Annotated in this window: 13 protein-coding genes; 5 read left to right on the plus strand and 8 right to left on the minus strand. The window is 53.7% G+C overall.

The annotated features are described in order from the left end of the window. Positions 1 to 4: 4 nt before the first annotated feature. The 3 genes from Abci_RS10765 (at position 5) to Abci_RS10775 (ending at position 4,303) form a co-directional block, all read left to right on the plus strand. Positions 5 to 1,288, plus strand: coding sequence for a sensor histidine kinase (locus Abci_RS10765; protein WP_048839116.1), 1,284 nt, complete (start codon positions 5 to 7; stop codon positions 1,286 to 1,288). A 119-nt stretch (positions 1,289 to 1,407) separates the two neighbouring features. After that, positions 1,408 to 2,421, plus strand: coding sequence for a phosphate ABC transporter substrate-binding protein PstS (gene pstS, locus Abci_RS10770; RefSeq protein WP_048839117.1), 1,014 nt, complete (start codon positions 1,408 to 1,410; stop codon positions 2,419 to 2,421). A 172-nt stretch (positions 2,422 to 2,593) separates the two neighbouring features. Further along, on the plus strand, positions 2,594 to 4,303 hold the full coding sequence (locus tag Abci_RS10775) for a porin (RefSeq protein ID WP_048839191.1): 1,710 nt from the start codon (positions 2,594 to 2,596) through the stop codon (positions 4,301 to 4,303). A 47-nt stretch (positions 4,304 to 4,350) separates the two neighbouring features. Here Abci_RS10775 and fdhD read toward each other — a convergent pair whose 3' ends face one another. The 5 genes from fdhD to Abci_RS10800 form a co-directional block, all read right to left on the minus strand. Continuing rightward, complete coding sequence (gene fdhD, locus Abci_RS10780; protein WP_048839118.1) at positions 4,351 to 5,145, minus strand: formate dehydrogenase accessory sulfurtransferase FdhD; 795 nt, start codon at positions 5,143 to 5,145, stop codon at positions 4,351 to 4,353. After that, positions 5,135 to 5,758, minus strand: a complete 624-nt coding sequence (gene mobA, locus Abci_RS10785) for a molybdenum cofactor guanylyltransferase MobA (protein WP_048839119.1) — start codon at positions 5,756 to 5,758, stop codon at positions 5,135 to 5,137. The genes fdhD and mobA overlap by 11 nt, the downstream gene beginning before the upstream one ends. Before the next feature lie 123 nt (positions 5,759 to 5,881). Further along, positions 5,882 to 6,298, minus strand: a complete 417-nt coding sequence (locus tag Abci_RS10790; RefSeq protein WP_048839120.1) for a glycine zipper family protein — start codon at positions 6,296 to 6,298, stop codon at positions 5,882 to 5,884. A 236-nt stretch (positions 6,299 to 6,534) separates the two neighbouring features. Then, positions 6,535 to 7,830, minus strand: coding sequence for a histidine-type phosphatase (locus Abci_RS10795; protein ID WP_048839121.1), 1,296 nt, complete (start codon positions 7,828 to 7,830; stop codon positions 6,535 to 6,537). A gap of 16 nt (positions 7,831 to 7,846) precedes the next feature. After that, the gene (locus Abci_RS10800) at positions 7,847 to 9,166 is read right to left on the minus strand and encodes a hemolysin family protein (RefSeq protein WP_048839122.1); all 1,320 of its coding nucleotides are present in this window, start codon (positions 9,164 to 9,166) and stop codon (positions 7,847 to 7,849) included. A gap of 293 nt (positions 9,167 to 9,459) precedes the next feature. Between Abci_RS10800 and acuI the strand changes: the two genes are divergently transcribed. Further along, positions 9,460 to 10,452 (plus strand): acrylyl-CoA reductase (NADPH), encoded by a 993-nt coding sequence (gene acuI, locus Abci_RS10805; RefSeq protein WP_048839123.1) that lies wholly within the window; start codon positions 9,460 to 9,462, stop codon positions 10,450 to 10,452. Positions 10,453 to 10,597: 145 nt separating this feature from the next. On the opposite strand, the gene Abci_RS10810 is transcribed toward acuI, so the two are convergent. After that, positions 10,598 to 11,092: a hypothetical protein gene (locus Abci_RS10810; protein ID WP_048839192.1), complete on the minus strand. Its 495-nt coding sequence runs from the start codon at positions 11,090 to 11,092 to the stop codon at positions 10,598 to 10,600. A gap of 457 nt (positions 11,093 to 11,549) precedes the next feature. On the opposite strand from Abci_RS10810, the gene Abci_RS10815 reads away from it, so the two are divergent. After that, positions 11,550 to 12,092 (plus strand): DUF4142 domain-containing protein, encoded by a 543-nt coding sequence (locus tag Abci_RS10815; RefSeq protein WP_052944819.1) that lies wholly within the window; start codon positions 11,550 to 11,552, stop codon positions 12,090 to 12,092. 106 nt (positions 12,093 to 12,198) lie between these two features. Here the strand turns inward: Abci_RS10815 and Abci_RS10820 are convergent, their stop codons facing one another. Both Abci_RS10820 and Abci_RS14055 read right to left on the minus strand, forming a co-directional pair. Further along, positions 12,199 to 12,798, minus strand: a complete 600-nt coding sequence (locus Abci_RS10820) for an acetate uptake transporter (protein ID WP_048839124.1) — start codon at positions 12,796 to 12,798, stop codon at positions 12,199 to 12,201. A 755-nt stretch (positions 12,799 to 13,553) separates the two neighbouring features. Continuing rightward, positions 13,554 to 13,987: hypothetical protein (locus tag Abci_RS14055; protein WP_048839125.1), on the minus strand; the 434-nt coding region annotated here is incomplete at its 5' end.

The raw sequence follows: 13,987 nt of genomic DNA on the forward strand, positions 1-13,987 counted from the left end.
GAATGTGGTCGTACACACTCTGCTTTTAGCGGCGGGCAGCGCCGCCGGGGGCGGTATTCTGGCAAGCGCACTCACCACCCTGTTCCTACGCTACAAGGCGGCGGGGGAAGTTGTGCACGCCCCGGTGCTGGCGCCCGCCATTCCTGCCAAGGTCAGGCTATTGATGGCGGTTGAACAGGTAGTGGCCGCGTTGCCTCTGGCGGTTATGGTGCTGGATAAGGACCGGAGGCTGCTTTATGCCTCCCCCCATGCGTACCGGGATTTTCCCAATGCTCTGGGGTCTATTGAGCGGCATCCTGCTTTCCAGAGTGCTCTGGACCGGCTGGCAACACGCGTCAATACACGGCAGGCGGAAAGTGAAGAAGCCCGTATAGTGCTGGATATTCCTGTGCACAGGGTTGTACAGGCTTTTTTCCAGAAAACCATATTTTCCAAAGAAGCCTTCGCGACAGAGTACGGACGCCCGGAAGGCGGCCCCAACCGCACGGAACTTTTGTCTTTCATTGCCCTGCATGATGTGACGGAAGCGGAAATGACGGAACGGCAGCATACGGACTTTGTTGCCTATGCCAGCCATGAGCTTCGTACACCGCTTGCCGCGCTTATGGGGTTTATTGAAACCCTGCAAGGCCCGGCCGCAGATGACCCGGAGGCCCAGCGCGAATTTCTGGAGATCATGGCGGCACAAGGCAGGCGGATGCAGCGCCTGCTGGACGGCCTGCTGTACCTGTCACGCGTGCAGATGCTGGAGCATCAGCGGCCCAAAGGGCGGGTTATGCTGGCCGATCTGTGCGTAAGGCTTCAGAACGAAACCAGTATTCTCTTCCGCCAGAACGCGGCAGAACTGGTGATAGAACCTCCCGCACACCCCGATATTGCGGTTGTGGGGGATGAAGACCAGTTGTTGCAGGTGCTGATTAATCTGGTTGAAAATGCCCTGAAATATGGGGGGTGTGATGCTGAGAACCCCCGCACAACGCCTCTGGCCGTAACCGTCAGCTTTCGTAAGGCGGAGCCACTGGGTGGCTGGCCTGCGGAAGGGGGCGTGGTGCTGAGTGTGTCAGATAACGGGCCGGGTATTGCGGCACGGCATCTGCCCCGCCTGACAGAGCGGTTTTATCGTGTTCCCAAAACCTCGGCCATGGTGCAGGGTAGCGGCTTGGGATTGGCGATCGTACAGCATGTCGTTACTCGGCATGGTGGGCGGTTTATGGTAGAAAGTACGGTGGGCAGTGGCACTGACTGCCTGATCTGGCTACCAATTGCTGAGCCTGTCGGGGCGTCATAAAACTGAAACAAAACTGTCTTCAAGAGTTCATTACTTTTTAAACATCAAACCCGGTAAGGGGTAGGGCAGACGTAGCCCCGCTGCGCCTTATTTGATGATGTTCAGGGATACAACTGAAAATGCGTCTTTCAATCCGGCCACTCGCCGTTCTTCTTGCAGCAACCAGCCTTGCAGCAGTTCTGCCCGGCGTTTCCATGGCTGAAAGCGTGACTGGGGCAGGTTCCAGCTTCGCTGCACCGATTTATCAGGCATGGAGCGATGCCGCTAAAAAATCTGCTGGTGTAAGCATCAACTACCAGAGCGTTGGCTCCAGCGCAGGCCAGAACCAGGTTCTGGCTGGCACGGTTGATTTTGGTGCGTCTGATGCACCAATGGACAACCAGAAAATTGAATCCGCTCACCTCTTCCAGTTCCCAACCGTTATGGGTGGGATTGTTCCTGTTGTGAACATTCCAGGCATGAAAGCCAACGCACTGAGCCTGAGCGGTGAAGTTCTGGCAGGCATTTACGCTGGTGAAATCACCGAGTGGAACGATGCCAAGATTGCAGCCCTGAACCCGGGCGTGAAACTGCCGGATCTGGCTATTGCCCCGATCCACCGTGCAGACGGTTCTGGCACCACCTTCGTGTTCACGTCTTACCTGGCGCGTTCTTCTGACGCCTGGAAGAACAATCTGGGTGCTGGTACGTCCATCTCCTGGCCCGGTGGCCTTGGTGCCCGTGGGAACGATGGCGTTGCCGCAACCGTGCAGAACACGGAAGGCGCTATTGGTTATGTTGAATATGCGTATGCCAGCCGCAACCACCTGACCACCACCAAGCTGCATAACCATGCTGGTGAAAATGTGGAAGCCAACCAGACCAGCTTTGCTCATGCAGCCGAATCTGCAGACTGGGAGCACGCTACTCACTTTGCGGTAGACCTGCTGGATACGGCTGGTCATGGCGCATGGCCGATCGTGTCTGCAACCTATGTGTTGACGCCTGTTCCGCCTAAAGATGCTGCACGCGGCAAGGCAGTACGCAGCTTCTTCACATGGGCTTTCAAACAGGGTGACGAAACAGCTTCCAAGCTGGATTACGTTGCGCTGCCACAGGCAGTTAAAACCAACATCCTGTCTTCCTGGAAGTAATATTCCTTTAAATAAAAAATAAGTATTATTTAGGTATTTAAGCATAAGGCCATCCATGAAAATTGGGTGGCCTTTTTTCATATAACTGTCATGAAACCATAACGAAACCCTCACCAAACCGTGTGAGAAATCTTTTATTCAACACGCATCCTTTCGCTATGGAATTGTTATGATGCGTTGCAAAATCCTTATTTCGTCGCTGGCATTTGCGTCTGTTCTTATGAGTACGGTGGCCCCCGCTGCCATGGCTTCTTCTTCTGATGACGCACAGCTTCAGGCTCTGCGGCGCGAAATGCAGGAAATGCGTCGCGAAATGCAGGGGCAGATCTCCACACTCAAATCTCGCCTCGCAAAAAGTGAGGCCGCAACGGCAACGCATCAGCGTGGCGCTTACACGCAGCATGCCTCTTCCGGCCCCGTTCACCGTCACATCGAATCTGGCCCGACTGACCCAAGCGTGCAGTTTAACGAGCCCGCAACCGGCGCATCACGCATCCATCTGGCAAACGCAGGCACACCCACTTCCGACCGTGGTGATATCACGTCCTGGAAGTCTTTCCGCGCAGCAACAAAAAGCGATGAAAACGTGCATGTTGGCGGCATGATCATCGGCTTCCCGAAAGGCCGCTTTACGGTGGCTTCTGAAGACGCAGCCTACGGCCTGTCCATCGGTCTGGCATTCCATCAGGATTTCGGTGGTTTCTTCAACTCCGGGCCACGCGGCAAGGATGCACGCGGCGCGTTTAACAGCTTTACCAGCAACATGCGTCGCCTGCGTATTCCCTTCACCTTCCGGTACAAAAACTGGGTGGCTGCTGTAACGCCTGACTTTGGTGCCAACCATAACGATGGTTACGTTGGGCTGTATGAAGGCAACCTGAACTACACCGGCCTGCACAATACCATTCTGACCGTTGGTTACTTCCAGCCACGCGTGACGGAAGAAGACTCCGAAAGCTCCAACGACTTCTTCACGCTTGAACGCCCAAGCATTACGGACATGGTGCGTAACATTGCAGCAGGTGATGCCCGCTTTAGTGTTGGTGCCTTGCATTACGAAAAACGCTGGTGGATTGCTGGTTACTTCACGGGCCAGGAATGGGGGCATCGTAACGCCTCTGACATGAGCTCCACCTACTATGGTGGTGGTAGCGGCTCGACAATGGACAGCCAGACAGGCGGCACCCTGCGTGTTGCTGGCCGCCCCGTTGCGACCAAAGATTGGGATGTCCATATGGGGGCATCTGGTATTTCTGCTTTCCGTCTGGCGTGTAACTCCACATCCGCCAACAACTGTGCCCGCTCTACCTCTTTTGGTCAGCGTCCAGAGTTTGATATTGGTGAAGCCAACCTGGCGGCTACCGGCGCTATTGCCGGTGCAAAACAGGTCTGGGCAGCCGGTCCGGAACTGGGTGTGCGTTGGAAACGCCTGATTGTGAAGGGTGAATACTATCACGTTGGCGTAGAGCGTCAGGGTGCAAACCTGAAGTCTGCTGGCTTCCAAGGTTGGTATGGTTCAGCAGCCTACACGCTGTTTGGCAACCCACGTATGTATAACGAAAAAGAAGGTGCTTTCGGTGCGCCTGGTGTGCCAGAAGCGCAGGAGTTTGACCCAGCAACCAACCACTGGGGTGCGCTTGAAGTTGTGGGTCATTACAGTGTGATCGACCTGAACAGCCGCCTGGGCGATGCTTACAAAGCCAATGTTATCCGTGGTGGTCAGCAGACCGTGTGGACCGGTGGTCTTAACTGGTACCCCAACCGCCACTTCCGTGTGATGCTTGACTATAGCCACTTCATTGTGTCCCGCAGCGAGCAGGCCACCAATATTGAAGGCCGTACGGGTAACTCCGTTGCAGCCCGTATTCAGGCCGGTTTCTGATCTGTCCTAACTATGCAAAGAGAAAGGGGCCGCAAGGCCCCTTTTTTTTATGCCACGTTTCCAGTGAACAAGAATTGTGCCTGTGTGCGGGCAAGTGCCACAATCGTCAGGCCAGCCTGCTGTGCCAGACGCAAAGCGCGGGTTGTGGGAGCTGAAATAGCAACCAACGTTGTAAAACCGGCAAGAATGGCTTTTTGCACCATCTCGTAAGAGCAGCGGCTGGTAATAAGACAAAAACCGTCTGAAAAATTGGCTGAGTTTCGTAACCCCGCCCCAATCAATTTATCAAGGGCATTATGGCGGCCCACATCTTCCCGCAAAATTTGCACCCGCCCCTCTGCACAGCACCATGCCGCGCCATGAACCATATGCACCTGTGCATTAAGGGTTTGATGCTCTGCCAAACTTGCCAGGGCTGTGCGAATGGCAGTTATGGTGATGGGCTGTTTTTGTACCACTTGGGGAAGCTGCGTGTGCAGGCTTTCAAGGTCTTCGCTGCCGCAAATGCCGCAGCCGGTACGACCGGTCATGGCTCTGCGGGATTGCAGCAGTTTTTTGAAATCTTCTCCCTGAATGGACACATGCACGGTAATGCCGTCTGACGCAGGGTCAATGCTGATGGACCGTATGGACGATGCATGAGAGACAATGCGTTCTGTTATGGAAAAACCATAGGCATAATCTTCAATATCTTGATAGGTCGCCATCATGACAGCATACGGGATGGCATTGAAAACAAAGGCAACCGGTGTTTCGTCAGCCAGATTCAGGGCTGTCTCATACTGTTCTGTTTCAGTCAGTTTTTGAACAGGCCATGTCTGAACAAGAGCGTTATCTGGCATGAGCGTGTCTTTCCCGTGCTCTGTTCTGGGCTATCGCATAATCTTCAGGCGTATTGATGTTGAAAAAGGGGTCATGGGGGAGGCACGGGAATGCCACCTCCTGCACGTTCAGGGTATCAGCAAAAAGCCGGACCCGTCGTTGAGAGTCGGTATGGGTTGCCAATAACCAGTCCTGCAACGCCTCAGCGCAACTGACCGGCCAGGAGGCAACCAGATGGTGCCTTTGGCCATTGGACGCCGCAACTTTTGTGGGAGGCGAGAGGGCAGAAATCAGAGTTGGGGGGACAAATGGCGTATCGCCGGGTAGTGTCACGAGTGTGTCCATCCCCACATCCCGCGCCCAGTATAACCCTGCCAGCACACCGGCTAACGGGCCATAGGCGGTATTTGCGTCCGGTAAAACCGGCAAGCCCCACCGCGCGTAGCGCTTTGCGTCTCCATTGGCGCTGATGGCAAGAGCCGCGCAGTGGGGGGCAATGGTGTACAGCACTGTGTCGAGAACGGTTTTGGTGTTTAAAGGCAGGAGAGGTTTATCGCACCCTCCCATACGCATGCCTTTGCCACCCGCAAGAATGACGGCTGCAACGCGGGACGGAGGGGAAGAATGTGTCATCCGCTCAAAATCCTTCGCTTACGCAAAAGATGCAAGAGGCGGCAGCAAGGCCGTACAAATAGAAACGGCCAGAGAACGGGCTACCCCCCTCTCTGGCCGTGTTTTAAAACGGATAAGGCAGACTTAGCGTGGCAGCACGTTTTTATAAGCAATCATGCACTGCACATAGGCGTTGTCGTACTGGTTTTGCAGGGAGCCCTGCTTGCTGTTGGAGTATAGCCCGCCACCTGCGGTACCACCCAGTGCGCCAGCACCTGCCCCAATAGCAGCGCCTGCGCCACCGCCAGCAGCAGCACCCAGACCAGCGCCAAGCGCCGTTGTTGCAAGGCCACCCAGAATAGCGCGGTGGTTCTGTCGCTCAGCCTGACCGCTTACTGCCGTGGCAGCCTGAGAACGGCAGAAATTCTGCTCCTGCGAAAATGTTGCATAGGACTTGCCCTGAGATGGCAGAACCATGACGCTGGGGCCCATAGGGGTTTCTGCGCACGCGGTCAGCAGAAGGGCAGGAAGCAAAAAAGCGGATGCAGTTTTCAGTTTCATAGGTTTTTCTCTTCTTATAGCGACCCGATAGCGGATCGCCCTATTGGACCGCACATAAGCACGATGACGCGCTGTCGCGTGAGTTGGCAACTGAATAATTATCACATAGGTGCGCAAGTCAACCCACCCACCGGGGAGCATAAGATGGGTCGTTCTGGCCGGGGTTTGTTTCTATCGGCCCATTTGTCCTTCCACACAGTGTGTCCAAATGGCCTGATGCCCTTAAAATATGGCGGCTATAAGGGAGCCGTAGAGGGTTTTGAGGAAAAATGGCTGGTCAGTTCAGCCAGGCTGCACAGAGCTGTGGGGCATAGGCTACTATGCAGTACCATGGCAGCCCCACCATCCGGGCGTTCTGTGACAGGTGTTGCCATGCGCAGCTGTGCCAGACTTTGGTGAAACAGGACAAACCGCACCATGGTTTGCTGGCCGGGTAGGCGCCAGACTTCCAGCCCCAGCGTTGTGTCGGGCGCGGTTGGGTCCGGCTGATCTGTAAAGTGCCATTCCAGCCCAAATAGGCTGGCCAGCATATCAAGCGTTGTGTCGTGCCCTGCAAACAAAATGAGACGTGCCGAGGGTGGGACTGTGTGTGGGGGGGCTGAAGACAGAAGGTCTAGCAAAGTGGGTAGTAGAAGCTGCCCACGGGCTGCGGCAAGTGCTGGCAGACGCCGCAAACGTTGGCTCTGGTAGGTATGTGCGGGTAAAATTGTTGCCAGAAGATTGGCCTGACCCTGCTGTGCTGTGACCGTGGGCGGTAAGCCCTGTACATATTCCAGCAGCAAGTTTTCCGCCACAGAAGCAGAAAGCGCCAGACCACCCGTGGCGTGGGGTACTCCTTTTTTCCAGCCGAACTGTGCCGGGGCGGTAAAGCAGGCGGTATGGAGGGTGTTACACCCCTGGGGCGCAAAAAGGTGCTGCAAGGTTTGCTCTGCGGTATGCACGGCCGGAGGCAACGCCCTAGCATCATCTTTCAGAGAAAGCGCTGTCAGCGTGCGGGTAATGGCGGCTTGGTCCAGCACAACAAGCCCATTTGCCATCGCATTAAAGAGGGGATCTTTCTTCCCTGCGGGCAGGGAGGCAGGTGCAAGCACACACCCTCTGCTCAGCACACGAGCAAAAATTGTGCCAGTTTCCAAGGTGCGTGCGTCAGCGGAATCTGCCCATACAAAAACAGGGCTGGTTGCCGGTGTGCAATGCGGTTTTCCTAGTGTGGCTAGAAGAGGGGCGTATACCGTGCGCAGAAAAGTGGCCATAAGCGCCAGATTGGTGCGCCCATGTTCTGTCATGGAGCCGGGAGGTACAGGCCAGGCGGACCATGTCCTGCCTGTTTTAAGCGTCAGGCCTTCCGTGCTTTGGGTCGGGCTGCGGATACCATGCCGTGCAACCAGCACAACCCGTTCCAGCACGGCGCCGTCAGGTAAGTCTGTTGCTGCGCAAGCGGATGTGCCGATGGTCAGTGCGGTGGTTCCCGCAACGGCGAGCCGACAGAGAGTGCCAAGCAGGAGCGCGCTCTGTCTGAGGCGATACAACATTCAGGACAATCGGGTATCAGGCAAGGCGTGTCACGAGCAACTGGTTGATACGGAAACCTTCAACGTCCACAACCTCAAACCGATAGCCGGACTGGTCAACACGGTCTGTTTTGCGGGCCATACGGCGCAGCCGGTGCATGACAAATCCGCCAATGGTATCAAACTGGGTGCTGTCAGGCAGTTCGATCAGATGCAACTCCCGCATCACGTCTCCAATGGGGGCGGCGCCATCTATCAGCCAGGAATTTTCATCACGGCGGACAATGGCCTGTTCCTCAAACGGGTTGGCCAAGCCATCCATCAGAGCGCCCATGATGTCCTTAAAGGTGATCAGACCGACCACAAGTCCGTACTCGCTCACAATCAGGGCAAAACCAACGCCATGCGTATCAAACTGAGCCAGCGTATCCCACAGGTTCAAGGTTTCTGGCACGGACAGAACATCGCGCCGCATTCTGAAGATCGGGTTGGGGAGGGTGGCATCGTTGGGGGCTGGGACAATGGACGGGTCCACAACGGAGGCCAGAACGTCCTCTGAGCGGATGGAGCCAATGACCTTGTCCAGCCCGCCGTTGCAGAGAGGATAACGGGAATAAGGTTTTGCTCTGACCTTTTCATGATTGCTCTGGGCTGTGTCCTGCACATCCAGATAAACAATTTCATCCCGTGGGGTCATGGCGGATGTGACGGAGCGGTCCTGCAGGCCCAGAACATTCTCAATCATCTGGTGTTCCTGCTCCAGCAGAACGCCAGATGCCGTGCCCGCTGCCAAAATGGCCCGTAAGTCTTCAGGCGTGATGGGTTCAACGGCGGATGCAGCCGGAATTTTCAAGGCGCGCAGCACAACGTCTGACACTTTGGAGAATATCCACACAAAGGGGTACAGCACGTGCAGGGCAAATTTGGGGAACCAGCCAATTGCCAGAGCCACCTTGTCTGGCGCGTTCATGGCAACCCGTTTGGGCAACAGGTCAGCAAAAAGCACGAACAGGCCAGTTACCAGCACAAAGCTGATGGCGGAGCCCAGCTTGTCCGCCATACCTTGGCTCAGCCCCCAGGACATCAGCAGGGCTGAGGTGGGGGGAGACAACATTTCCGAGCTGACAATACCGCCCAGAATACCAACGCCGTTCAGGCAGATCTGTAAAACAGTAATGACCTGTCCGCTATTGCGGCGGAGGGCCAGAAACGCCTGCGCTCGCTTATCGCCTGCTTCTGCTCGTGAGCGTAGCCTGACCTCCCGCGCGGCAGCGAAGGAAATCTCGGAAAGAGAAATCAGGATACTGACGGCAATCAGCAGAATAAGGGCGACAATGCCCGTGAGGAACAGGATCAAGAGAAAGCTCTGGCTAATAGAAGAAAAACGGAAATGTTCCGTCAGCTATAACTTGTGCTGTGCCTGCCGCCTAGCTTTGTTTACTGCCACCACCCGGAACGGCGCTTTGCGCGCGGCGTTACGGGCGGATTATGCTGGTAAAAGCTGGTTTTTCTGCCGTGCCTGCAACAGGAATGTCATGGAGCGCGATATCAGGAAACGTGCTGTTCAATCGCTCGTGTCTTGCAAGATACGGCGCGTGCCCCTCACATCAGCAGCAGCTTATGCCACGGTGATGAAGAAGGAACCCTTTCATGGTGAATGCTCTGCTTGTTGAAAAAACTGCGGCGGGAGACCAGACCGTGCATCTGCGCCCCCTTTCTGAGGCGGAGTTGCCGGAAGGGGATGTGACAGTCCGTGTTGCGTATTCCACCCTGAATTATAAAGACGCCCTGGCCCTTACCGGCAAAGCGCCCGTTGTCAGGCGTTTCCCTATGGTGCCGGGGATAGATTTTTCCGGAACGGTAGAGCATTCGGACAACCCTGCGTTTAAACCCGGCCAGAAGGTTCTGCTGAATGGGTGGGGCGTAGGGGAAAACCACTGGGGTGGATTGGCGACACAGGCGCGGGTCAGGGGGGAGTGGCTGCTACCACTACCTGATGCCTTTACGCTCCGGCAGGTCATGGCGCTTGGTACGGCGGGGTACACGGCCATGTTGTGTATCCGCGCCTTACAAAGGCAGGGCGTTACCCCGCAAAGTGGTGAAATTCTGGTTACAGGGGCCACAGGCGGCGTTGGGAGTGTTGCCATAATGGTGCTGGCCCGTTTGGGCTATGCGGTGGTTGCTGTAACAGGCCGGATGGAGGAGGCACCATTCCTGAAAGATCTGGGCGCTCATGATGTCATCCCCCGCCAGTATCTGGAAAGCATGACCCGTCCGCTGGAAAAAGCGCGTTGGGCGGGTGCTATTGATGTGGCGGGCGGAAAATTGCTGGCTGCTGTGTGTGCATCCATTCTGCCATATGGCGTGGTCGCTGCGTGTGGTCTGGCCGCAGGCATGGACTTTCCTGCAACAATGGCCCCGTTCATTTTAAGAGGCGTAACATTGGTGGGTATAGAAAGTGTGTCCTGCCCAGTGGAGGAACGCCGTGCCGCGTGGCAGGATCTGGCCGCTTTGGTGGACGTGCAGAAGCTGGACGCCCTGACAACGGAAATTACTTTGGCAGAGGCACCGGAGAAAGCAGAGGCACTCTTATCAGGAAAAATTAAGGGAAGACTTGTGGTGAAGGTCGAAGGCGGGGTGTGACTATTTAAAAAAGAGTGGCGGGGGCTCAGGAGTAAATATTTTAGAAAATACCATATATAATAAGAATATTTTCAAATAAAAATGCCACCAGAATATGGTGGCATTTTTTCTGAGATTTAGCCTGAAGTCGAAAAATAGTCTGTTTTTATTCTTTCCGGGGAATAATAGCAGACTCTGTTGATTTGGGATCCGGGTTGAGTACAACGCCACCAGCCTGAGAAGAATAGGTGGCAGAGGTGGACTGGTTAGGCGTTTTGGGTGGTTTGAAAGCAGATACTGGCCCAAAGAAGCCACCTGCGGATTTTTTCATTGTGCCTTCTGGCTGTCTTGCACAGCCACGGGTAATGATGGAGCAAATCCCGTCTTCCCCAATGACCTCATCTGTATTGCCTGTGTAATGTACGTCGGACACACGGTCATGGTCCAGCCGCACAACAGCCGTACAGGTTGTGCCAGCCCCGCCGGTAAACTGCAGCAGTGTGGTCACAATATCCCCAATAGGAATAATGGTGGAGCCACCAAAACCGGGCTGTGGGCGTGAGCCGGTGTAAGTAAAGATCTGGGTTGTATCGTTCAGTTGTTTTGTTGCTGCCGGTACGCCAGCACAGGCCTGAAGGTCATAAGATGTCATCCCGATCATCGTCACCTGGGCCTTATGGGCTGCGCGGGAGTCAAAATATCCACATCCACTAAGGCTGAGCACTACAGGTGACAGAGCAAGCAGAGATAGAATGCGATATTTCATTGGTCTGGCGTATCCCACAGTAGCAAATAAGATGGTGCACCCGGTACGGGGGCATGAAGAGCGCAACCTACTGTGTTCTTTCTCGATAATGCAAGAGCAGAAAAAGACATAAATGTGCAAATAAACTATGAATATATAATAAACGCAAAATAAATTTAAAAAATTTTACAGACAAGATTTTTCATTTCTTTTCCATAATGCGAAGGTTTGGGCATTGCGTTCTCTGCGTCCCGTAAGCATCATGCGGGGCATCTTTGGCGCAGCACTGTCCATTGCGGGTTTTCTGTTCAAGCAAAGAAACTGTGCAGTTTTGTACCTGTAGTGGATAGTCGAGAAGGAGTTTTTACTGACTATGTCTTTTGCAATCAGCCGGTGGTCCGTAGTGCGTGCAACCGTTTGTCTGGCTTTGCCTTTGGCCCTGACCGCCTGCTCGGCAGGTAAACCTGAAGCACCACCGCTTCCTGCTCTTGTGAAAACGGTTCCGTTTACACCGTTGGATATCAGCTTTGCTCAAAAATTGAATGAGCTGGACCTGACACACACGGCACTGGCAAAACTTGCTAAAACCCATGCGGGCCGCAGCGACCTTGCAAGCCTGGCTGGCACGATAGAGACAGACCTGACAGCGAATAAGGCCAAACTTGATAAACTGGCCGCAGCACAAACGCTGACACTTGCTGCAAAACCATCCGCTGCGCATGCAGCGATCATAGCCAAAATGGGTCGTTTGCATGGGGCTGCATTTGACCGGAGTTACAGCCGGGCTATGACGCAGGATTACACGGCATTCAAGCCGGTTCTTGAACAGACAATTGCAACCTCTAAAAATACGGATCTGGTTGCCTTGGCAAAAGAAATTCAGGAAAAACTGTCTGGCTACCAGACCCAGCTTTAAAAAAGCTACGGCCCGGATTGAAAGGGCAGACTGACTCAAAAAAGGCTTTCCCTATTCAGGAAAGCCTTTTTCAGCACTGAATTTGTGTGTGTATTTTGAGGGCGTGTCAGGCAGGGAGTGCCTGAGGCGGATACGCAACGTAAGGCCCAACAGGTAAAACATGCGTATGAAACTGTGCTTCCAGCACTTCAGCCGCAGCTAGGTAAATAGCAGAAAGACCACAGAAAATCCCTTCATAACCAGCAATGACCGTCAGAAGTGGCTGTCCCAGCAGATCTCCAAATGCCAGCAGGCCGAATAGAACAGTCAGGGATGCAAAAATGGTCTGATGAACTTTGGTGGCGCGTAGTGTGCCAAGAAACATGATAAAGGTGAACAGACCCCAAATAAGCAGATAGCTGCCCATAAGGCTTGGGCTGGAGGCATCCCCCACACCAAAGCGTGGCAACGCGATTAAGGCAACAAGAGAAAGCCAGAAGGCGCCGTAGGCAATAAAGGCCGTCATGCCAAAGGTATTGCCTTTCTGATATTCCAGAATACCGGCAATAATCTGTGCGCCGCCACCAAACATCAGGCCCATGCCTAAAATAGCAGAGCCCATAGGCACAAAACCGGCATTATGCAGATTGAGGAGAACTGTTGTCATACCAAACCCCATAAGGCCGAGAGGGGCGGGGTTGGCGAGAGCAGAAGCTTGAGGTGCCATGACAGGAACTTCTTATTTATGTTGTTATGTAACAATCATAATTGAAATTCTCTTATCTACGTCATGAATTAATTGTGCTGAGCTATAACTTTTATTTTACAAAACTGGAGTCGTGCCAAAGTAAAAGCCTGACTGAACAGAAAAGACAGGAAGATGTCAGGCTTTAGCCGGTATCAGCTCAACGCTTTGTGTCCTGCGGGACAACGGTTGAGTGGTTTTAGAGGGTTTGGCGCGGCCAGAGAGGGGCGGCAACGTAGGGTGCTCCCAAATATAGAGCAAATTTTGGCGCCAGGTTTCCCTTACGGCTTCTCTCCATTTTTCAGTGGAAGAAGCTGGAGTAAGAGAAGGTGTAGTAAACCGGGACATGGTGATTTCTTTATACGGTGTGTCTGTGGGCAGCGTTTTACTGACGTTTATGGTGGAAGTGTGTGACGCTTTCATGAAAACTGGTCTCGATAAAAAATAAAAAACAAGAACCGTCATAATAGAGCCACGAAGCTATAGTTATCTAAATTCATAATAAATGGGGGATAACCTATGACGGCTTTTCAGGAATACTGGCTTATAGTCAAAAGTAAGGTGGCCACCCTTCTTAAAATTATCCGTAACCGGGTCATACGCTTCAAACATCTTGGAAAAGCATATCCCTGAGCATTAAGGCAGGCATTAAAAAACCCTCTCTCCGCTAATGACCGGAGAGAGGGTTTTTATCAGTAAAGACCTCAAAGCACGCTGGTTAGGCGTGCAAGGCGTAATTACTTGCTGTTGTCGCCAGACAGAGTGTTGTTGATACTCTTGCCAGCATCTTCACTCCATTTGCCCACTTTCTTGCCAGCGCGTTTGCCCCAGTCTTTGGTGGAATCAGCTGCGTCCTGAGTGCCAGACTTCGTCTTGTCCCAAGCCTTTTCGGTGCCTGACTTGGTTTTATCCCAAGCTTTTTCGGACCCGGATTTTGTCTTGTCCCAGGCCTTGTCTGCACCATCTTTGGTTTTATCCCAGGCTTTTTCGGACCCGGACTTTGTCTTGTCCCAAGTCTTGTCTGCACCGTCTTTGGTTTTATCCCAGGCTTTTTCGGACCCGGACTTTGTCTTGTCCCAAGCTTTGTCTGCACCGTCTTTGGTTTTGTCCCAAGTGTTTTCTGTGCCTGACTTGGTCTTATCCCAGGCTTTTTCGGACCCGGACTTTGTCT

This window comes from Acetobacter cibinongensis, from assembly GCF_000963925.1.
Taxonomy (GTDB): domain Bacteria; phylum Pseudomonadota; class Alphaproteobacteria; order Acetobacterales; family Acetobacteraceae; genus Acetobacter; species Acetobacter cibinongensis.